Below are 20,397 nucleotides of genomic sequence, written 5' to 3' on the forward strand. Positions count from 1 at the left end.
GAAGCAAGTTGCGTCTTGTTTCATTTATGAAAGGGCTTCTTTGAGCCGATTAGTGTATATATAGCTTATTTTGCTATACACATTTTTAATCGACTTGAAGAAGCCCTTTTTGTGTTGTCTTCAAGTTTGGAGTTATTGTATAGCCAGCACTTTAGGCAATTATTTTATTAATTAGGGGGAAACATCATGAATTTAGTCATGGAAAAATCACAAAGGAAATTACAAAATGATGCTCATTTACATGACATTATTAAAGAAATTAAAGAACTAGCTAATCCTTTATGGATCAGTTCTGTATCAATGTTGCAAGCGCACAATCAAAACTTCAATACGAAAGCTACGACATTTAAGGATATTACCATTTCTTATTTAAGAGATTTAAAAGTAAGTTTAAGTCTCATTTATGCAGCAAGGAATATCAGTTGTAAAAGTATAGAGGATTTGAATAAGCGTCTATCCATTCAATCAGGGAAAGATATTACTTCCCATGAGGATTGGCTGCTTCATGAAAACAGAGGAATTATATGTGAAATGATTGATGAATTTCGAAAGAAAGAGTGGAAACACCCAGATTCGAAATAACAAGTAATACAGGAGGATTATTATGACAAATATAATGGAAAGTTTACAAGCTGAATTTCCTGTCGAACAATTAGGATGGAAAATTATAAATACATTTGAAAGCCAAGGTCGTTTTTTTGCGTTTGTAGCTCCATTTGTTGACGCACGCGCCATTCAGGACCGATTTGATGAAGTCTTTGGTATTGATAACTGGCAGGTGTCGTATGAAAAATGGGGTGAGAAAGCAACGAAATGTACCATATCAGTGTTTTTGAATGAACGTTGGATATCAAAAGAGGATGGAAGTGAAGAATCTGACTATAGTTCTGTAAAAGGTGGCTTTTCAAATAGTTTAAAAAGAGCTGCTGTGCTTTGGGGCGTAGGAAGATACCTTGTGTGAACTGTTCTCGCACAAAAAGTTGTGGAAACACACTATATAAAAGCGAGGGAACTATAAAATGTTCTAACTGCATGTTTGACTATCAAGACTCGGAAGTAAGTCTTGCAAGAACATCGTAAACTCTTGAAAAGGTCTAATACTACGGATAGCAATAATAGAGAACCCTATCATTGTTATGAGCCCGTTGAAGGCGGTGAAAATCGAACCTAAATTCCTCAGGGAACATGGTAAGAAAAGTAATCGGGACGCCATAAAATAGCTATGGATAGAATGAATCATAGATTCTGGCGAATCACTGAATGTACGTGTCGATACTATCCGTTCCTTAGAAATATGGAGGAGGTAAAACCATACCTTTTCAGTTGTGGAAATGATAATAAGGTATATCAAATCTGCGGATAGGGACTATACCCTATTCATCTAATGAATCAAATTACGATTAGTTCATTAGTAACTGACGGCATAAAGGTGAGTCCTAAGGCTATATGTAAGGCTAAAACATGTGGAACAGTTGAAGTTGGTGAGAACGTCATACGATGGTTAATTATCGGTTCGTGGATATAAGGTATTACACATACAATACTGAAGTTCCTTAACACCAATGGCAGTAGGGTCATAGTACCAAAGAAGGTTATGTAATATAACTAGAGGGAAGGGCCCAAGTCTAATAATCATGCAAAGGCAAAATTATTCTAGGAATGTGTAACAGTAACCGACTAAACCTTAGAGCAAAATCTCAGCAAAAGAGGTGATGCAATTTGGTGCGAAAACTAGAAAATACTCTTGAATCAGAAACAGAATTAAAGAGAACATTAGACAAGCTGTACTCAAAAACAAAAGAGCATATGGAAAAAAAGACGAGAATCAAACACACATCTCTCCTTGAAATTGCGATGTCAAAACCTAATATTGTCACTGCGATACACTCGCTAAAAAGCAATAAAGGCTCCATGACTCCAGGGGTAGACGGAAAAACAATCCAAGACTACCTCAGACTATCCGAAGAAAAACTTATCGAGTTAATTCGTGGTAGACTCACAAATTTCAAGGCGCACCTAATAAAACGTGTGTTTATTCCAAAGGCTAATGGCGGACAACGACCTCTCGGTATTCCAACCATAGAAGACCGGATAATTCAACAAATGATGAAGCAAGTCTTAGAGCCTGTACTCGAAGCACAATTCTTCAAATACAGCTTTGGGTTTCGACCAGAAAGAACTACCTATCATGCGTTGGAAAGAGTAAAAGTCCTTGTTCATAACACTGGGTATCACTGGATCGTAGAAGGTGATATTCGTCAATTCTTCGACAAAGTAAACCATAGGATTCTTATAAAAAAACTATGGAGCATGGGAATCAAAGATAGACGAATATTGTGCCTAATAACGGAATTCCTCAAAGCTGGAATCTTCAAAAATATCATTAGAAATGACAATGGTACACCCCAAGGTGGCATATTAAGCCCCCTCTTAGCAAATGTATACTTACATTCCTTCGACAAATGGGTTGCCAAGCAATTTGAAGAATTTACAACCAGACATGAGTATTCGAAACACGATCATAAATTACGAGGTTTAAAATCTTCTAACCTTAAGCCAGGCTATCTAATCAGATATGCTGATGACTGGGTTCTAGTCACTAATAACAAATCCCATGCTTATAGATGGAAGACTGTTATCAAGAATTTTCTTCAGAAAGAACTTAAACTTGAACTATCCGAAGAGAAAACAAGAATAACCAACATCAGGCATAAGCCAATAGAATTTCTTGGCTTCAAATACAAGGTAGTCTTAAAAGGTGTAAAAGGAAAAAAGAAGAAGGATAAAAAGACAAGATATATCAGCCAAATAACTCCTTCTGATAAGAAGATTAAAAGAAAAGTAAAAGAACTCAGAGCCACACTCACTTCTCTCGGCAAAAGATTAAGCCACGATAAACTGAGTAGTGCACAGCTAATGTTAGCCTATAACTCAAAGGTTAGAGGATTAATAAATTATTATTCATATGCCACCGAATCTCCCATAATGGATAGAGAAGGTTATAAGTTAAGAAAAAAGACTTTTAATCTTCTATCTAGGCGTGGTGGGGTCTTACATCCTATCAACAAGTGTATTAACCTTGCGGACAAATACCCTAAACGGACACAAAAGACTTTAGCTATTAAAACGGAAGTTGGCTACATTGGCATTATGCATTTAAACCTAACCAAGATGAACGAAAACCTATATAAACAAAAGGTACAAAATGAAACTCCATACTCTCCTACGGGACGTAAATTAATCGAGCGAAGAAAGGGAACAAAGGAGTTCAGTGTCAGACTAGATGAAATTACAAGCCTCTCTCTCCTTGAGAAAGTCAGGAAAAAACTTGTGAATTCACCCCGATACAATTTTGAGTACTTTATGAATAGAGGATATGCGTTCAACAGAGATAGAGGAAAATGTAGAATTACAGGAGTCCCACTTGGGAAGCACAACCTGCATGTTCATCACATTAATCCTAATCTCCCGTTAGAAGAAGTCAATAAGCTGCCAAATCTAGCCTGTGTAGATAAGGAAATTCACAAGGCAATACACAATGAAGTTGATATGAGCAGCATCTTGAATAATAAGGAAATTAATAAACTGAAACGATTCAGGAACAAAATTCATGCTATTTGATTATTAGATGGAGCGCCGTATGAGGTGAAAGTCTCACGTACGGTGTGGACCGGGGGAAAAGCCACTCTTAACAGGTAATGCTGAAGAATTGGCTTACCTATCGGTATTATAATGTAAAACCTACTAAAGTAGAACTTTCTACATGTAGTAATGGCCCAAATAGTATCTATATTTCTTATCAAAAGAAAGGATATTATTTTATACCACCTACTATGTTACAGCAAAAACATAAACAAGGAAGTTCAAAGAAGGAACCATCGAATGGCCAAGTAAGTCTAGGTGTACTAATTCAAAACATACAAGAGCTTGCAAAACCATTAAGTATTACATCCAAGGAAATTCTACTTGCCTATAATCACAATTATAATGCGCAAGCAAGAACATTTGAGGATACGACGATTGGTGGTTTAGAAGGAATTCTAACTAGTTTACAGTTGATTCACGAAGCGAAGAATATCCGTCCTGGAAATGAGAAACAGCTTAACCGGTGGTTATCAGCTCTTATTCCTGGTGATGTTACATCCTTTAGAGAATGGTTACTTCATGATCATACAGAAGCCATTCATCAACTCATACAACAGTTAAAAAAACAACAAAGCGCGTAAAGCTTTGTTTTATAGCAGGAAAACGAATGAACAGGATATGAGGTCTGTTCTTTTTTTATTACTTTTTGGAGGGATTTATTATGAAATTTACTATTAACCGTACATTATTTATTGAAAAATTAGAGAAAGCAAGTGCTACTGTAGACGTTAAAAACCCAATGCCGGCATTACAAGGTGTTTTATTGGATTGTAATTCAAAGGGAATGATTCTAATGGGTTCAGACGGTACAGAAACAGTAACATTAGTAACTCGCTTTAATGTAAACAGTGGGGATTGTACTGAACCGGGGAAGGTGCTTTTTGCAGCTGCTCCGGTACTTAAAACGATTAAGAAATTCAAAAGTGAATTCATCGGTCTTGAACATAAAAACAATGAGCTAAAGATTGTAGAAAGTAAGAAGAAACAATTTAGCTTTTGTACCATGGATCACGAAGAATATCCTGAAATTAAAATCGAAGCAGGGGAAGATTGGATTTCACTTTCACAAGAACAATTTGTATCAATGGCCAACGGAACGTTACATGCTATTCCTGCAATGGATACACGTAAGATTCTAACAGGTGTGAACTTAAAATCAGTTGATGATAAGTTCTTTAGTATAGCAACTGATGCTCACCGTTTAGCCCGTTTACATTTTGATTGTACAAAGATCACTATCGCAAAAGATGGTGAAGTCGTGTTACCAATTAAGTCTCTTAAAACAGCTCTTAAGCTCTTTAATCGTGAAACAAATTTACAATTAAAGCTCATTAGTGATACACAGCTGTTGATCCGTGGCGAAAGTATTATCTATCAGTCTAGATTACTAGCTGGTACATATCCCGATACGGCACGTATGGTACCCGACGAATTTAAAAGTGAAATACAACTATCACGTGAAGAATTTAAAAATACGTTGGAGCAGCTTTCAGCATTTTCTTCCTTAATCGTACTTACGTCAGAAGGAAAAGAAAGCATCCATCTTAAACCACAAAATTCTCAAGTAGGTACTGCAAGTGTAGAAATTCCATGTAATCAAGTAGAAGCATTTACATTGGCTTGTAATGTGGAATATCTGCTACAAGCACTACAAACGATAACTTCTGAAACAATCGCGATAAAAATGATTAGTAATCAGAGACCTATCGTGGTAGTGGGAGCAGAGGATACAACTCACTCTAATCTGCAGTTAATTCTACCGGTTCGCGTGTAAGGGGGCATCCAAATGAGTATGAATCACAGTGACTTCTTTGACTTTTTACAGTCAAAAGAAGTCCTTCCTAATAATCAAGAACTTCGTCAATCCTTTGAATTGATTATAAATGGATTTATTGCGAACGAAATGCCTGATTTAGAAAACATACCATTAGAACATATAGATGAATTTGAAAAGCAATTTGAGCAGCTACGACATTATGTCACGTTTTATAGTGATAATTCATTTCGTATAAATGGTCCAGATTGTGAATTAAAAGAAATGCTACATTTACATCTTTTCACTGAACAACTAGAAGATGTAGAAAAGCAGGGGCTAGAAGATGAGATATTTATTTAATCAAGGAAATGAGATGAAAGTATACATACGGATACTACGCATACAAAAATTAATTCGTAAATATAACATCCCATTCTTAATCAATATCAATGATTTTCACAGAGACAAGTTGCATATCACAAGTGAACTATTATTCGAGTCGTTTGCGCGTTTTAACGAGCAAACAAGTATATTTTGTCACTTTGCCTTTGGAACTGAAGAAGACCTGTTAGATGGGACGTTATTTAGCTCAGAAGACATGTATTCGAATTTCGCTTCGGATATTAGTTCTATGGCTGCGGAAGGATGTTACTTCGATACAGCTGGTTACTATTTATGTATAGGCTCGGAACATATAACACAATCTGATTTTCAATTCGTGTTACATGAATTTTCGTTTAACACCTATCAAAGTGAAGCGTATCCCAGTCATATTTTGATTGAATTTCTAGAGGATGGTTATGAACAGTACTCATTTGATGAATGGGTACTTTCTTATTATGAAATTATAATCCGTCTTGCGGCAATGATTCGAGAAAAGACGAAGGGGAACCAGGTATGAAATTATTATTTACATACAATCACCAGAAAGTAAGAAAGTATCTACTTTCGTTAAAAATGCAAAAGAATGCTCACTTACTGCATGAATTACTTGCAGATAAGAAGCATGAAGAAGAAATCTATATATTAGATTGTTTAGAGCACTCAAGAGAAATAGACTTCAGTAAGATTTCAGAACGATCCATTCAACAAGTAATGGCTACTGTTTCTTATTTAGAGGAAGACTCGAATTTCCCAATTGGTTTAATTGATTCGAAAACCTTACTTGAAATAATTATGATTGCGGAAACATCTTTAGATACTGATCTTTCCTGCTTCTATACATCGCAATTCTATCTTATGGAGATATTTATGCGTATGTATAAATTGGGGATTCCTGTAAAAGATTATTACCCAACTTATTTAGAACAAGATAATTTCGAAGAATACGATTGTGAGGATTCATTTAAAAGCTGGGGTGATGACTTACTTCAAGATATGAAATTACATCACGAAGAGGTAGATAGCGACGATAAAGATACCTTAATCCAATATTCGAATTTATTTCATATATCTATGGATGAGATAAACCTTATTGTTGAGAATGCATGGAGTCCAATTGGTGAAATGCTCTCTAATATCAAGATAGAGAATCAAAGTTTCTTTCAGTCAATCCAGAATCAGTTTGATATACGTATGCTTTACCAAGCTGATGAGGAAAAACTTTACCTTTTCTATGATGATGATACATATTTTCCAGCAATTAAACGAATTGAGATGTTACTTCGTATCTTTGAAGAGATACAGTTAACAAAAAATATAGCAAATTAGTACAGAGGGCCAAAAAATGAAGAAATTATTTAGCTATTCATCTAATGTAGCGATGTCAAACTACTTACTATCACTTAAGTTAAACAAAACTTATAGCATCGTTAGTTGGGAACAAATTAAACAAAGATATCAAGAGGAAATATATATATTAGAAAGCCTTTCTAAAGATATAGAAATAGATTTCAACAAAATCTCTCATGGAACAATTAGTAAAATCCAAACTTGTGTGGACTTTCTAGATGAAAACCAAACAATAAGGTGGGAGGACATAGAATCAACAGATACGATTGTCATCTTCTTACTTTCCATGAACCTATTAAACATAAATCTATCTAAATTTTATTCATGTCAATTTCATATCTTACGTTACTTTAAAAGCATGCATGAGCTTTCGATTGATGTAACACAGTATTCTCCCTCGTATTTAGACCGAGAGAATATCTATGAATTAGACCATGAAGAAGGATTTATAGAATTGGGTACGGACATGATCGAAGATATGGGCTTAGAAGCTTTTCCAATTGATGAAGAAGAGTATGAAAAGCTCTCTACACTATTCGACATACCATTAAAGGAAATAAAGGAAGCAGCAGAGGACACATGGGGTGCTATAGCTGAAACAATAGACGGCATATCACCGAAGCATAAAGAAAAAATTTCTAAATTACTAGATTGTTATCCAGTGCAGCATTCTTATCAAATTGATGAAGAATCTCTGTATCTCTATTATGGCCAGGAACCATTATACGGACCATATAAATTTGAGATGTTACTAGATTTAGTGGAAACAATCTATACGCAGGGGGACATAACAAATGAAGACAGTAGCAATATTTGATGCTTTAGAGCCAAAAGGAATTGTAACCATACAGCAATTTAACAACGAATTATCTCGTGGAGAAACTGCCGTTACTTTTAAGGACTTTTATTTAGCTTTAAAAGAAGTTATGGAGCAGGGTACACAAGATAATACTCATTACTCTAGTGGCGTACTCCCAAAAGGTTGTATAAAACACGAGGTGTTATCTAAGAGTGGAGATAAACAAGCTGTTTGGATTGAAGTACCAAAGGCTCAGTGGGATATTCATTTCTTTGAACGACCGTTTCAACAAGTAGGCTTTCCACGTCTATTATTTCGTTATACGGTGTACCAAAAACGAGTTACGAATATCTCTGTCTTTGCTGTAAAAGAAGATATGGCGTTAGAAGAAGGAATGAAATTATATCAATTTCCATATTCTAATGTTCATCCTAGTGGATCTGTATGTACGGGTAGAGTTGTGATACCTGAATTCCGGACTTTAAAAGATTTAGAAACATTTCATGTTTTATTCTTTGCAAGTTCATTTAATCACGACCTTACACATACTCATACGGAACCAGTGGGAGAGCTATTCAAACGATTTGAAAATCAAAGTTTTGATGATTCTATTTTAATGGAATCGGAAATGACTTTTTAATACACGCTCTTTAGAGTGATTGGTTATTAGAAGTAGGGGAGTATTTATTAAGAATAATAATGTTGTTGGAGTTTAGGTTATAAACATTGGATCCAACATGCTTAGGAGGAAATACGGTGTATTTAGATTATGAAACACGAATGAGAATTGAGAGAGAAAGACAACGAATTATTGAGTTTTTAAATGAGAAGGGTATTACACAAAATTCAGATGGCAAAAGAGTCAATGATTTACCACTTTGGCCATTAACTTTAATGGAAAATCAGTTATTGGCAGACAGTAACTAGGTACATTGAATTTCTGAAAATAGCAGGACTATATATAAACAAACATACTAGGAGGATTTTTTATTATGACAGACTTATTCGGTTTTTTTGATATGGAAACACAAGTAGAGGAAACAACAGTACCAGTGAAAAAAGCTGCTTCAGAGCAAGCCACTGCTAAAAAGGAAGAAAAAAAGGAAAAAGCAAAAGGTAAGACAAAGAGTAGTAAGAAAGCTAAGGCTACAAAATCTACAGATTGTCTAGATAAAATCAATACAACAACGGTTGTTCGTCACGTAGTATTTGGAGATATACCGTTAGTAGATTGGTTTACAGAAGAAGAAATTACACATGGAATCGCTGTTCAAAATGGAGATTCAACAGATGTAAGAAAAATAGAAGCAGAGGACATACGCGTAAAATTAGAGCATCGTTATCCCTCATTTGTTAAAGGCTTAACTGTCATTAAATATGATAAGGATACAAATGCACTACTTCCGATTTTAACTGTCGGCGCAAAAGGAGCAAGTATTGTAGAGGGACAATCCATTTCAGATTGTCCTTTTTCTTTTCTTAGTACTTGGCTGAATCACTTTTTACCTGGGGATTTTATTCCGAGAAAACTATTAATGGACTTTATTATTATTGCACAAGCCATTTCTCGTAAATGTGATTGCGAATTGCATGCTGATATCTATTTCAATAAAGAGCGTGGTTATTTTATGGATTTTCCACCTCAGCAGGTAGCAACTGAAATTGTAATCCCAGAAACGAATATAGAGATGCAGTCTATCGCTATGAAAGTTATGGAGATACACAGTCATCATCGTTTCTCTGCTGAACCAAGTGATTTAGATGATCAAAGTGAACGTGCTCCTATTCTTTATGCAATTGTTGGCAGAATAGAGGATGTTTTCCCTGAACTACGAGTACGGACTTGTATAGATGGAAAATTTTATTCTATTAATCCTAACTTTATATTTGCAGGAGAGTATGCAACGAAAGGGATAAGCCAAGATTACGATTTAAGTAGGATCACACTTTTAAAATAAACACACAAGGGGGCGTAAAAGAGACATATTTTTATGTCTCTTTCTTTATTATGACAACATTAAAAACAATTCACGTTTCAATGTTTACAAAGATAAAGCACTACATGTTAGTTCTTACAAAGAATAAACAAGCAATAGAGGAATCGCATGATGACTATAAGCTATTTCAATTTATGTGCAAGTTAGAGATGAATCACATATATGAAGCATTAGAAGGACAGAGGAAGAATACTCATATTGATTTAGATACACATCAAGAATATATAGACACGCTTGTTGTGCAGTTGAATTTACTTCAATATGTTGTAGGCATTGTGCAAGAGGAAGGAGTTATTTATGCTGCATCGATACTAGTGATGCATTCATTTGACTTGTATACCGTGCATAGGCTTACAAATTTATCGATTCCATTTCTACGAAATTTAGAGAATACACTATCAAAAGAAAATAGGGGGCTATAAAAATGAGTATTGTTATTGATATTGCAGAAGGAAAGAAGATTGTACCACATATTGTATTAGTAGGTGCTGGAGGAAACGGAGGATTAATTTTACAACATATTGCTCAAATGATGAGTATTTTTCAATTGGATGGCGAAATTGTAGTTGCAGATCCAGACACGGTTGAAGAAAAAAACCTTGGAAATCAACTCTTTATTCGACCTGATGTTGGTAAATACAAAGCAGAAGTACTGGCTCGTCGATATAAAGCTGGCTATAACGTTCCTATCTCTTCCTTTACGTCGCAGTATATAGAAGACATAGAAACAATGCAGCAGTTGTTTGGTAACAAATATGATTTATTAAAAAACAACATAAAGACGACTACTTGTATCTGCCAATTGTAATTGGGGCAGTAGATAATATGTTTTCTCGCGAGGTCTTTCATCAATTCTTCCATCAATCAGATAATCTTCTTTACATTGATGTAGGGAATACAGCTGTAACAGTTCCTGATAATTGGAGAGAAGTAAATAAAAGACATTGGACACCTCAACAAATAGCTGATTATAAAAATAGTGGTTATAACGGACAAGCAGTATGTGGAGTTAAATTGAATGGCGAGGTCATTCTTTCACCGCTTGGTGATTTATTTCCGGATGCTTTTACGAAGAAAGAAACGGCTCCAAGTCAATTAAGTTGTTCCGAATTAGCTGCTTCAGAACCACAGCGCGTTATTACCAATAAGTTCGCTGCCATGACTGTTGCTCAATTCGTTAACGAACTCTTTGATGAAGGTACCGTATCGAATCACTATATCATTTTCCAAGCTCAAAAGGCTTTTATGAAAGCTGCACCAATTGAGGGGTAATGATATAGGAGGGGACAAGATGAGAGTGTATCAATTAGATTCCACTCAATTACAACACAGTTTAACACCAACAAACCTGTGTAATGGTGTTCTGCAATACTACCAATATAAACAGTATACCGTTGTATCTGTACTTGATTTATCAAAGCAAGATTCCGAAATGATACCATTGCTTCTGGCTTGTTTAGCAGAGGCTTTGATTCATTTCAATCCGGATTCTTTTTTAGCGAAGGATGAATCTAGCATTTTATATTGGTGTAGAAAGAACTTTAAAGGATTTCATAGTATCTCTGACGATGGATTTTTACAAGATTTCAAGCAGATATACGAATGTTACCAAGCATTGCAGAACGTTGGGAAACAAGAGAAAAATATAAAAATAAATATGTAATAGCAGGGAGAAGTGAAATGTATGTATAATATAATCAAACGTCAATATAATTCAATTATCCAAGAGGTGATTCGGATTAACGAAGAAGTACAAAGGGAATTAAACCTATTAGTACAAAAAATTTGTGAAACCGTGTCTTCTGTCCAAAAAATAATCCTTTTTGGCTCTCATGCTTATGGCACACCAAATGAAGATAGCGATTTTGATCTTTGTATTGTTGTGGATGGTGTAGGAGCAAGAAAAAGGGAAGTCATTAACCGTATTAATTGGGGTATTTACGATATAATGGAAACACCAGTTGATATTTTAGTGTATGGACCAGAAGAGTTTCAAGAACGTGCTAATCGCAATGTAACCATGGAGCACAAAATTGCACTAGAAGGGAAGGTCCTATATGAGGTGCGAGACGTTCTCGAGTAAGCAATACGGAAGTATAAGCGACAACGAGGACTGTTCTTAATTGGAAAAACAATCAAAGCAATAAAGAACAGGATAACTGTTCAGATAAGTGGTAGGAATGAAGGAGTAACGCCCCGAAACTACCCCAGTGAGATTCCCAACTGCATACACTAGGCATAGCGTGATGTGGAGAGCAGGGTAAAATATACGGTCACGGTTCGTAGTGCACAACTGTATAACCGAAAGCCAACAGGAGTAATAAACCGGTTGGAACTAACCAAGTACCGTATGCTGTCAACCGACATGGTGAGAATGTGGTAAACCATTGACGAACTTGCGAATGTACGCCTCGAAAAGGACACGGATCAGAAATGATTCGGAGTCTGAAAACAAGACTTGTCTAATGGATTGGGGATATCTCATAATTAACAATCCTAACGTTGTTATAGGCAACGGAGCTAGACACGGGGTATAGCAAGCACCTAAATCGGAGGTCAAAATGACCTTTAAAACAATGATAGTCTGAATGGAACGTCGAAAGCCACCAACGTTGAGAGTAATCTCTATCGGCGGATACAGTTGAATACGAAATGGACAACCAAGGGAAGTATTCTTAATAGTGGTGAGAGTAGTGGCACGACCGTTGAAGGTTCTGTAATGGAACTGGAGGAACAGCCACAAGTCTATATAGTAGGAACTGAAATTTCATCTAATCTTGCATGGATTCTGGTAAGACTCAAAAGGTCACCAAAAATCAATTTGAGAGTAGGTGATAGACCATGAATGGCAATTCTAAGTCCGCGCCAAAGGGGAATAAACTAAGACACAACGAATACTACGGTATTCAACCTGTCCTAGATAACCTATACCAAAAAGCAACAAAGGGAAATTCTTTCAAAAACCTAATGTCTATCATTATATCAGACGAAAATATACTTCTCGCCTACCGCAATATTAAGGGGAATAAAGGAAGTAGAACTGCAGCTTGTGATAATGTAAATATAAAGAATATTGAGGGAATGGAACAAAGCTATTTCTTGAATGAAGTTAAAAGACGCTTTCAAAACTACCAACCGCAGAAAGTAAGACGTAAAGAAATTTCGAAGCCCAACGGACAAACCAGACCCCTGGGAATACCGGCTATGTGGGATAGGATAATCCAACAGTGCATCTTACAAGTCATGGAGCCAATCTGCGAAGCGCACTTCAGTAACCGAAGTTATGGTTTTCGCCCAAACAGAAGTGCTGAACATGCCCTAGCAGATGCATCAGTGCGAGTAAATAAACAAAACCTTACATATGTAGTAGACGTAGACATTAAAGGTTTTTTTGACGAGGTAAATCACGTCAAGCTCATGCGTCAATTATGGACATTGGGTATCCGTGACAAACAACTTCTGGTCATTATCCGAAAAATACTGAAAGCCCCAGTGCAAATGCCTGATGGCACAACAATGTTCCCGACCAAGGGCACCCCACAAGGCGGGATTCTTAGTCCTATACTTGCCAACGTCAATCTTAATGAATTCGACTGGTGGATAAGTAGACAATGGGAGACATTCAAAGCTAAAAAGGTAAAACCGAGATGCATGAGGGGAATTTGGTGCAATGACGTTGTAACGACACAACTCACCAAAACTTCCAAGATGAAACCAATGTACATCGTAAGGTACGCAGATGACTTTAAAATCTTCACAAACACACGTAGTAATGCGGAGAAAATTTTCAAAGCGACTCAAATGTGGTTAGAAGAACGTCTAAAACTGCCTATCTCAGCCGAAAAGTCTAAAGTAACCAATCTGAAAAAGCAACAAAGTGAATTCTTAGGTTTCACCCTCAAAGCTGTAAAGAAAGGTAAAAAGAAGAACGGTGACACACGATACATTGCAGTAACACACGTTTCCCCAAAAGCACTGGAAAAAACAAAACAAGATTTAGCAAAACAAGTGAGAAGAATACAGAAAACCCCAAACTCTAATGAAACAATTAAGAGAATCAGCATATACAACAGCATGGTCATTGGTAAGCACAACTATTATAAAATAGCTACGCATGCCTCCCAGGATTTCAGTAAAATGAACCATAATCTTGACCACATAATGTATAACAGATTCCCTAAGTCAACAACTGGAGGTAAAAGCAATACAAATGGATACACGAATATAGGAGAATATAAAGGAAAAGACAAAGGTATTAAACCATATCTAAAGTCAAAAATGATGAGATTTCTCATGAAACGTCCCATCCTACCAATCTCCTATATTCAACACAAAAACCCGATGATGAAAAAGCAAGTCATTAACAAGTACACCGCAGAAGGACGAGCCCTGATACATAAAAACTTGGCAGACATAACCGAAGCGGAACTGAAATGGTTAAGAGAAAATCCAGTTATAAATGAACGGGCAACCGTAGAATACAATGACAACCGAATTTCTCTTTATGTCGCACAAAAAGGCAAATGCAGTGTAACAGGTGAGAAACTCTTACCTTGGGACATTCATTGTCACCATAAGCGATTATGGAGTGAAACAAAGGACGACAGCTACAAGAACCTTACCATCATCAAACCAAGTGTCCATAGACTAATACACGCAACCAAGATAGAAACCATAAACCAACTACTCAATGAACACAAATTCAATGAGGAACAGTTAGGCAAACTCAATAAATTGCGAAAATTAGTCAAAAACGAGGAAATCTGTATTTAATCACAAAATGAAGTGGAAATGAAACATGAATAACTAGCGTTGTTCGCTTAGAACTTATCATTATTTTGATGAAAAGAAAACTACAATATAGATGGACCGCGGTATGCCGTGAAAGTGGCACGTACCGTGCGGATCGGGGGAAAAGTTGGAGATAGCTTCAAAGACTTACCTATCGACAATAAATACTGAGGATCTAAAAGAGTGGGTATTTATTGCAAAATCTGATTTAGATTCTGCTGGTTACTTAACTCACATGAAACCTTTCCCTACTGCAATTATTTGTTATCATAGTCAACAATGTGTGGAAAAACTTCTAAAAGGGTTTCTTGCACTAAACGGTAGACCAGTCCCTAAAACTCATAACCTTTTAATGCTGCACAAATTGTGTCGGAAATTAGATGAGGAGTTCTCATTGATTTTAGAACAGTGCGTGCAGCTAAATGGTTATGCTACAGACATTCGTTATCCGTATTTTGAAGCACTTACTGTTCAAGATGGATTAATCGCTATACAACATGCTCAAAAAGTAATGAGCTTTTATATGGAAAAGTTAAACAAGTTGAATATACATGAAATCACAGTTGATTAAAAATAGAGGATATACACAAAAGAGAGTGCCTATTAAATAGGGACTCTCTTTTTCTATCTAAAAACAGAGGAGGCATGCTCCATAGTAGTATGAAATGATACTTTGCTATGGGGATAACAATATAATGATGGATATATATAAAGAAATTAAAGAGGAAATGAAAAAAGTCTATTTATCTCGCGATTGTTGTTTTGTAGGTTACAGTGGGGGGAAAGATAGTTCTGCCATGTTGACGTTACTATGGGATGCAATTGCTGAGCTACCACTAGAGCAACGTACAAATCCAATTCATATCTTAACTTCCGAAGTTGGAGTAGAAACACCTGCTATGACGGCTTATATCTCAAGGACATTACAAAAGATCCAGGAGAATGCAAATGAGCAAAACCTACCATTTGTCGTTCATGGTGTGAAACCACTTATGAAAGAATCATATTGGTATAAGGTAATAGGCAGAGGCGTTTTACCACCGAGCGGAAACAGTAGATTGAGATGGTGTACTGACTCTCTCAAGGTCAAACCGATGCAGCGAAAGATGAAAGAAATCTTAATAGCTTCTCAAACTACTACTGCAGTAGAATGCTTTGATGAATATGATGGTGTACTTATGCTGGCCGTTCGTAATGAAGAGAGCGCTCGAAGAAGACATAGTATTCAAAAGCATGAGATAAGTAATGATTCCTTATTTTCACGTCATAATGATATGAAGAATATCCTCTGCTTTAATCCAGTTAAATTTTTAACCGGTGATGAAGTATGGATGTTACTTTTAGATAGAGGGATACTGCCTTTTGGTGTGGATGTGGAAGAAATGAGCATACAGTATGGACAAGCTATGTTTGAATGTGGCATAAAAACAGGTGGGAAGCAGCAGGGAAATGCTTGTGGAGCTGCAAACTCACGTAGTGGATGTTGGACTTGCCTAATGATGAATGGTGAGGATAAAATGTTGACCCAGCTAATAAGTGAGGGGTATACGGACTATGCTTATCTACAATCCTGGAAAAGCTTCTTACGTTCGATTAGAAACGATATTCGGTATCGGAATGTAATGAATAGACGAAGCCTGCAAACGCTCCTTAGAAACGAAAATAAAAGGGATTCAGACTTGTTTTCCATATGTAATCATGTTGAATATGATTATATTATGTTTGATCGTACAGAAAAGGGAGACTATGCACCAGGAGGACTAACAGTAGAAGGTAGAAGAATGCTTTTAGAGTATCTACTTTATATTCAACAAGAAATGAATACGAGTCTTATATCTGAAGAAGAAATTGAGGCAGTACTACAAGGCTGGTATGACACAGATGGTATTCGCGTATATCGAGATGAATTGGAGCCAATACATCACGCATGTCTTGGTGAATTGGTGTTCAAACCTGATTGTACAATAAATGAAGAAAAAACGACGTCTCCATTCCCTGTGTTTTTCGTGGAAATTGATGTTCATTTAGGGAAGCAGGAGATATTTCGTTGGATGAAGGAACGACAGAAAGTTACGCAGCAGAGTTTTTTCTTTTTCCCTTCAAATTATTCTAATGATTCTACAAAGCTTACATGGAACAAACTAACCTTTGTTGTATCTAGATTTGATATAACAGAAGCAAGAGATGCTGAACGCATTATACGTCAATGGTTAGGTATGACGATGTACCATGAAAAGGCAGAAGCACAACATAAAAAGATGCTTGTACAGCTGTTCATTCATTCTATGAAGAATGAACAATTATTTAATCCGGATGAATTAGAAAATACGAAGATCCTATATACTACAGAGTTTATAAGTAGGCTCTCTCGATTGCTAGAAACAGAGGAGTTGCTATCCGAGGAGACTAATCACCTCTTTGCAAAAATACTTAAAGAAATGGCTAACGAAACATTTCTTATAGCGTGATATATAAATAATAGATATATTTAGAGAGTACCTATTCAATAGGTGCTTTCTATATTACAAAGGCAAGAGGAGATTTTAATGGAATTTAAAAAACTTATGAAGTATATAGAAGAGAATAAGGAAGAACACTTTGATGAATTAATTAAAGAAAATGAAAACGCAATTAAAGAAATCGATAAAAAAAATGAGAAGAAAGCAGATTTTTAAAAATAGTTATGATATTTACCGAAGAACTATTAGAAACGTATAAATATAGGATTCAAGGAGGATACTTATGACTGAAATTAGTTTAAAAGACAGATGTATTCAAATTCTAGCCACAATTCCAACAATAGTATTTTTTATTTGGAGCATGTACTACTGCTTTCAGCTATTTGTAGGAAATGAAATACCTGGAGTAAATCCTATTACAAAGTTTATACTTGGGTTGATTACACTGTTTATGGGAATAGGCGGACTTATTAATTTAACTAAGCCTAATGTAGATGCTGTCGAGTTCTCCCTAAAGACACTTTGCGGGTTACTTGCAATTGGCTTTATATTAGGGTCAGGACAATTTATAGATATCGTAAAAGTAGTCATTAATTCATTGTAAAGAAATCATATATTTTTTAGTACCTTTTAAAAGCCCAATTATATTTTATATATAATGGTCTTATCCCTGTCAAGTAGACAGCATTAAAAAGACTAAGCAGCCATCGAGATTCGATATTCTATCGGAGCTCGATGGTTGAGTCGTTTTTGGAAACGTTTATAGTTATAAAAGTAAATATATTCTTCAATTGCTTGTATTAAATCCGCTTCTGTTTTAAAATGATTCAAATACAACATCTCCGATTTAAAATGGGAGAAAAATGACTCGATACAGGCATTATCATGGCAGTTTCCTTTGCGAGAGTGGCTGCCAATGATACCTAAATCTAAAAGTCGTTTGTTGTAGGCATGAGATGTGTACTGGAACCCCTGATCTGAATGGAGAATGGTTCCACGCACATCTCTTTTTTGTGCCAACATTTCAATTGTATCTAATACAAGTTCATTATCATTACGCTTGGAAATTTTCCAAGAAACAACTTCGTTATTATAAATATCTTGTACAACAGAAAGATAGCGGAAGCCCTCTTGAAATCGTAGGTAGGTAATGTCTGTAACAAGCGCTTCATTTTGTTGGCGATCTTTGAATTCACGGTTTAAAACATTTGGAAAAGTATTAGAATAATTCCCTTTAAAGAAGCGACGCTTCTTTCGAATAATAGACTGAATGTTAAGCTCACTCATTAATCGATATACCTTTTTGTGATTTATAAAATATCCCTCTTCTTCTAAAGCGATTTTCATACGTGGATATCCATATTCTTTGTGCTTTACGTGAATAGATTGAATTACCTTTTTTAATCGTTTATCGGATTCTAGTCGCATGTTGTTCATACTTTTTGTATGAACCCACTTATAGTAACTTGAGCGATGTACACCCGCAAATTTAGTAAGCCATATAACAGGATATTTTCTCTTTAGTAATTCAATGATATGATATCGTTCTTTATATTTTAGTACGCCCCCATTTACAGATTTGGATACTGCTTTTTTAAATATTCAACCTGAGCCTTATAGTAATCACGCTCTTCTTCAACAGTTTTAAAATGGATCCGTTTGCCTTTTAAAGGGTTCGGTATACCTTTCGTTTTATTATTTTCCCCGCGAGTATCTGTAATTTCACCACGTTCTTTATATTTTTTCACCCAATTTTTAAGTTGTGTAGAGCTTCTAATCTGATATTTTTTCGCTATCATATCGTAGCTTCCCTCACCGTTTAAATAACTTTGAACAGCTGATAACTTTATCTCATTTGAGTATGTATTAAATGTTGTACCTTTTTTCGCCATGAAAAATCCCCTCCACGTAATAGTGTAACATCCATGTGTATACATGGTCTTTTTCACACTGTCTACCTAAAGGGGATAATATCAATAATTGGGCTTTTATTTTTCTGTAATAAATTGAAACTATAATTCGAACTTGTAGAAAGGAAGGCAGAATACCACTTCTAAGATACAAAATTAGAGTATTACACCAAATAATTAGTTATATAAATAATATAAATATTTCTCATTTTTTTACAAAATTTTCAGTTTTTTCTTACGAAACCGCATCACTATAGCATTCTATAGAAGTTTAATGTTAATTCAATTCTTTATATTCGGAATTTTCGGCAAAACGCGTATAGACCTGTTGTTATTTTTTCCCTATAATCAATCTGTAGTTTCAATATTCAATTTTCTGTAAATTCGCGCGAACCAGGAATTGTTTTAAAATATCTTTTACTAGGTAAAATAAAAACTACAAAAATCAATTATCATTTTATGGAAATAAGGTGATCTTTTGTTTGTTTGCAAAGAACATGTATTAAAAGTGATTCAAAATCTAAATGTACCGCATATTTGTGAAACAGACAAAAATATAAAATGTAGGTATTGTGACCATGCTTCTCAATATGAATTGTATATATTTGATTTCAGGAATATCTCAAAAAGATTAAGAATAATCAGTTGCCAATAATCTATATATTATTGGTCTATGTAAATAATCTTCCGATTTTTATTCTGAAAATAATACATAATCAGATGATTCGGTCACTTGTATTGCGATTTAGTAATGTTCACATTATAATTAAAGGGGAGAATAGTGAATATGGCATCTTATATCATTGGTAAATTAAACTTAAACGAGGAATTATTAAAGAAAGATTTAGCTACAATCGCGAGTTTTCCAGTTATTCCAGAAGAGTATGATGAATTTAGTTCAGGTTATTGGATGAACAACTCTTTATGGAATGCTTCAAATGATAAAAATGATACAATGTATCGTGATTTTGATCATGCAGCACAACAAACAGAGTATGGTAAGCAGTTACCTTACATTAACTCACTTCTTGAAGAATACTTCACTTTTGATAATTTAAAAATGGTTCGTACACGGAATTTAGTGGATGCAATGGTTATCCCACATAGAGATTTCGTTGAATTCTCTCATAGTACAAAGCAACGTTTCCGTGTCTTCTTAGCTTTAGAAGATAATAAAATGGCTTTCCATTCAGATGAGGAAGCAGTATTCCGTATCAGAAAAGGAGAAATTTGGTTCTTAGATGCAGCAATTGGACATGCAGCTGCTAATTTCTCTAAGGATAGCCGCGTTTTCCTTTGCCTGGACTAT

22 protein-coding genes and 2 pseudogenes are annotated in these 20,397 nt (G+C 35.4%); 22 read left to right on the forward strand and 2 right to left on the reverse strand.

Annotated features, from left to right (window positions below; genetic code table 11):
* Positions 1–186 precede the first annotated feature (186 nt).
* The 21 genes and pseudogenes from KVT31_RS28400 to KVT31_RS28495 all read left to right on the forward strand — a co-directional run bounded on the left by KVT31_RS28400 (position 187) and on the right by KVT31_RS28495 (position 17,782).
* Positions 187–582 carry a hypothetical protein gene (locus KVT31_RS28400; protein ID WP_001055070.1) on the forward strand — a complete coding sequence of 132 codons (396 nt, stop codon included), beginning with the start codon at positions 187–189 and terminating at the stop codon, positions 580–582.
* Between the two features lie 22 nt (positions 583–604).
* Positions 605–955, forward strand: a pseudogene (locus tag KVT31_RS28405) (Rad52/Rad22 family DNA repair protein); the annotation flags it as partial.
* A 767-nt stretch (positions 956–1,722) separates the two neighbouring features.
* Positions 1,723–3,621, forward strand: a complete 1,899-nt coding sequence (gene ltrA, locus KVT31_RS28410) for a group II intron reverse transcriptase/maturase (protein ID WP_217613676.1) — start codon at positions 1,723–1,725, stop codon at positions 3,619–3,621.
* 77 nt (positions 3,622–3,698) lie between these two features.
* Positions 3,699–4,226: a hypothetical protein gene (locus KVT31_RS28415; protein WP_000917103.1), complete on the forward strand. Its 528-nt coding sequence runs from the start codon at positions 3,699–3,701 to the stop codon at positions 4,224–4,226.
* Positions 4,227–4,306: 80 nt separating this feature from the next.
* On the forward strand, positions 4,307–5,419 hold the full coding sequence (gene dnaN / locus KVT31_RS28420) for a DNA polymerase III subunit beta (protein WP_000673198.1): 1,113 nt from the start codon (positions 4,307–4,309) through the stop codon (positions 5,417–5,419).
* 12 nt (positions 5,420–5,431) lie between these two features.
* The gene (locus KVT31_RS28425) at positions 5,432–5,761 is read left to right on the forward strand and encodes a hypothetical protein (RefSeq protein ID WP_000062335.1); all 330 of its coding nucleotides are present in this window, start codon (positions 5,432–5,434) and stop codon (positions 5,759–5,761) included.
* Positions 5,745–6,302, forward strand: coding sequence for a hypothetical protein (locus KVT31_RS28430; RefSeq protein WP_001269722.1), 558 nt, complete (start codon positions 5,745–5,747; stop codon positions 6,300–6,302). Before KVT31_RS28425 ends, KVT31_RS28430 begins: the two co-directional genes overlap by 17 nt.
* Entirely contained in the window at positions 6,299–7,111 is an 813-nt protein-coding gene (locus KVT31_RS28435) for a hypothetical protein (protein WP_061536281.1), read from the forward strand. Before KVT31_RS28430 ends, KVT31_RS28435 begins: the two co-directional genes overlap by 4 nt.
* A 16-nt stretch (positions 7,112–7,127) precedes the next feature.
* The gene (locus KVT31_RS28440) at positions 7,128–7,949 is read left to right on the forward strand and encodes a hypothetical protein (RefSeq protein WP_000732880.1); all 822 of its coding nucleotides are present in this window, start codon (positions 7,128–7,130) and stop codon (positions 7,947–7,949) included.
* Complete coding sequence (locus tag KVT31_RS28445) at positions 7,927–8,571, forward strand: hypothetical protein (protein ID WP_061536282.1); 645 nt, start codon at positions 7,927–7,929, stop codon at positions 8,569–8,571. The genes KVT31_RS28440 and KVT31_RS28445 overlap by 23 nt, the downstream gene beginning before the upstream one ends.
* A 116-nt stretch (positions 8,572–8,687) precedes the next feature.
* Complete coding sequence (locus tag KVT31_RS28450; RefSeq protein ID WP_000280375.1) at positions 8,688–8,858, forward strand: hypothetical protein; 171 nt, start codon at positions 8,688–8,690, stop codon at positions 8,856–8,858.
* 65 nt (positions 8,859–8,923) lie between these two features.
* The gene (locus KVT31_RS28455) at positions 8,924–9,889 is read left to right on the forward strand and encodes an MPN domain-containing protein (protein WP_217613677.1); all 966 of its coding nucleotides are present in this window, start codon (positions 8,924–8,926) and stop codon (positions 9,887–9,889) included.
* Between the two features lie 50 nt (positions 9,890–9,939).
* Positions 9,940–10,350 carry a hypothetical protein gene (locus KVT31_RS28460; protein ID WP_000209415.1) on the forward strand — a complete coding sequence of 137 codons (411 nt, stop codon included), beginning with the start codon at positions 9,940–9,942 and terminating at the stop codon, positions 10,348–10,350.
* 2 nt (positions 10,351–10,352) lie between these two features.
* Positions 10,353–11,200: pseudogene (locus KVT31_RS28465) on the forward strand (ThiF family adenylyltransferase).
* Positions 11,201–11,219: 19 nt separating this feature from the next.
* A complete protein-coding gene (locus KVT31_RS28470) occupies positions 11,220–11,591 on the forward strand; it encodes a hypothetical protein (RefSeq protein ID WP_217613678.1) in 372 nt (123 codons plus the stop codon).
* A 21-nt stretch (positions 11,592–11,612) separates the two neighbouring features.
* A complete protein-coding gene (locus tag KVT31_RS28475; protein ID WP_061531288.1) occupies positions 11,613–12,011 on the forward strand; it encodes a nucleotidyltransferase domain-containing protein in 399 nt (132 codons plus the stop codon).
* A 758-nt stretch (positions 12,012–12,769) separates the two neighbouring features.
* Positions 12,770–14,701 carry a group II intron reverse transcriptase/maturase gene (gene ltrA / locus KVT31_RS28480; protein WP_001014145.1) on the forward strand — a complete coding sequence of 644 codons (1,932 nt, stop codon included), beginning with the start codon at positions 12,770–12,772 and terminating at the stop codon, positions 14,699–14,701.
* A 145-nt stretch (positions 14,702–14,846) separates the two neighbouring features.
* On the forward strand, positions 14,847–15,290 hold the full coding sequence (locus KVT31_RS28485) for a HEPN domain-containing protein (protein ID WP_061531287.1): 444 nt from the start codon (positions 14,847–14,849) through the stop codon (positions 15,288–15,290).
* A gap of 124 nt (positions 15,291–15,414) precedes the next feature.
* Complete coding sequence (locus tag KVT31_RS28490; RefSeq protein ID WP_061531290.1) at positions 15,415–17,187, forward strand: phosphoadenosine phosphosulfate reductase domain-containing protein; 1,773 nt, start codon at positions 15,415–15,417, stop codon at positions 17,185–17,187.
* A 78-nt stretch (positions 17,188–17,265) separates the two neighbouring features.
* Positions 17,266–17,394, forward strand: coding sequence for a hypothetical protein (locus tag KVT31_RS30665; protein WP_256943800.1), 129 nt, complete (start codon positions 17,266–17,268; stop codon positions 17,392–17,394).
* A 67-nt stretch (positions 17,395–17,461) separates the two neighbouring features.
* Complete coding sequence (locus tag KVT31_RS28495) at positions 17,462–17,782, forward strand: hypothetical protein (protein ID WP_061531286.1); 321 nt, start codon at positions 17,462–17,464, stop codon at positions 17,780–17,782.
* 92 nt (positions 17,783–17,874) lie between these two features.
* On the opposite strand, the gene KVT31_RS28500 is transcribed toward KVT31_RS28495, so the two are convergent.
* Both KVT31_RS28500 and KVT31_RS28505 read right to left on the reverse strand, forming a co-directional pair.
* Positions 17,875–18,780, reverse strand: coding sequence for an IS3 family transposase (locus tag KVT31_RS28500; protein ID WP_113712782.1), 906 nt, complete (start codon positions 18,778–18,780; stop codon positions 17,875–17,877).
* Positions 18,750–19,070, reverse strand: coding sequence for a helix-turn-helix domain-containing protein (locus tag KVT31_RS28505; protein WP_001074673.1), 321 nt, complete (start codon positions 19,068–19,070; stop codon positions 18,750–18,752). The genes KVT31_RS28500 and KVT31_RS28505 overlap by 31 nt, the downstream gene beginning before the upstream one ends.
* A gap of 805 nt (positions 19,071–19,875) precedes the next feature.
* On the opposite strand from KVT31_RS28505, the gene KVT31_RS28510 reads away from it, so the two are divergent.
* Positions 19,876–20,397 (forward strand): aspartyl/asparaginyl beta-hydroxylase domain-containing protein (locus KVT31_RS28510; protein ID WP_217613679.1); only part of this gene is annotated, 522 nt, incomplete at its 3' end.

The organism is Bacillus sp. GbtcB14 (assembly GCF_019091205.1).
GTDB classification, from domain to species: Bacteria; Bacillota; Bacilli; order Bacillales; family Bacillaceae_G; genus Bacillus_A; species Bacillus_A cereus_AG.

Excerpts from the sequence above, each read along its gene's own strand:
- dnaN (WP_000673198.1), top strand. The coding sequence starts at position 4,307 with ATGAAATTTACTATTAACCGTACATTATTTATTGAAAAATTAGAGAAA.
- ltrA (WP_001014145.1), top strand. The coding sequence starts at position 12,770 with ATGAATGGCAATTCTAAGTCCGCGCCAAAGGGGAATAAACTAAGACAC.
- KVT31_RS28455 (WP_217613677.1), top strand. The coding sequence starts at position 8,924 with ATGACAGACTTATTCGGTTTTTTTGATATGGAAACACAAGTAGAGGAA.
- KVT31_RS28445 (WP_061536282.1), top strand. The coding sequence starts at position 7,927 with ATGAAGACAGTAGCAATATTTGATGCTTTAGAGCCAAAAGGAATTGTA.
- KVT31_RS28440 (WP_000732880.1), top strand. The coding sequence starts at position 7,128 with ATGAAGAAATTATTTAGCTATTCATCTAATGTAGCGATGTCAAACTAC.
- KVT31_RS28495 (WP_061531286.1), top strand. The coding sequence starts at position 17,462 with ATGACTGAAATTAGTTTAAAAGACAGATGTATTCAAATTCTAGCCACA.
- KVT31_RS30665 (WP_256943800.1), top strand. The coding sequence starts at position 17,266 with ATGGAATTTAAAAAACTTATGAAGTATATAGAAGAGAATAAGGAAGAA.
- KVT31_RS28470 (WP_217613678.1), top strand. The coding sequence starts at position 11,220 with ATGAGAGTGTATCAATTAGATTCCACTCAATTACAACACAGTTTAACA.
- KVT31_RS28400 (WP_001055070.1), top strand. The coding sequence starts at position 187 with ATGAATTTAGTCATGGAAAAATCACAAAGGAAATTACAAAATGATGCT.
- KVT31_RS28505 (WP_001074673.1), bottom strand. The coding sequence starts at position 19,070 with ATGGCGAAAAAAGGTACAACATTTAATACATACTCAAATGAGATAAAG.
- KVT31_RS28490 (WP_061531290.1), top strand. The coding sequence starts at position 15,415 with ATGATGGATATATATAAAGAAATTAAAGAGGAAATGAAAAAAGTCTAT.
- KVT31_RS28415 (WP_000917103.1), top strand. The coding sequence starts at position 3,699 with ATGCTGAAGAATTGGCTTACCTATCGGTATTATAATGTAAAACCTACT.
- KVT31_RS28460 (WP_000209415.1), top strand. The coding sequence starts at position 9,940 with ATGACAACATTAAAAACAATTCACGTTTCAATGTTTACAAAGATAAAG.
- KVT31_RS28425 (WP_000062335.1), top strand. The coding sequence starts at position 5,432 with ATGAGTATGAATCACAGTGACTTCTTTGACTTTTTACAGTCAAAAGAA.
- KVT31_RS28475 (WP_061531288.1), top strand. The coding sequence starts at position 11,613 with ATGTATAATATAATCAAACGTCAATATAATTCAATTATCCAAGAGGTG.
- KVT31_RS28435 (WP_061536281.1), top strand. The coding sequence starts at position 6,299 with ATGAAATTATTATTTACATACAATCACCAGAAAGTAAGAAAGTATCTA.
- KVT31_RS28430 (WP_001269722.1), top strand. The coding sequence starts at position 5,745 with ATGAGATATTTATTTAATCAAGGAAATGAGATGAAAGTATACATACGG.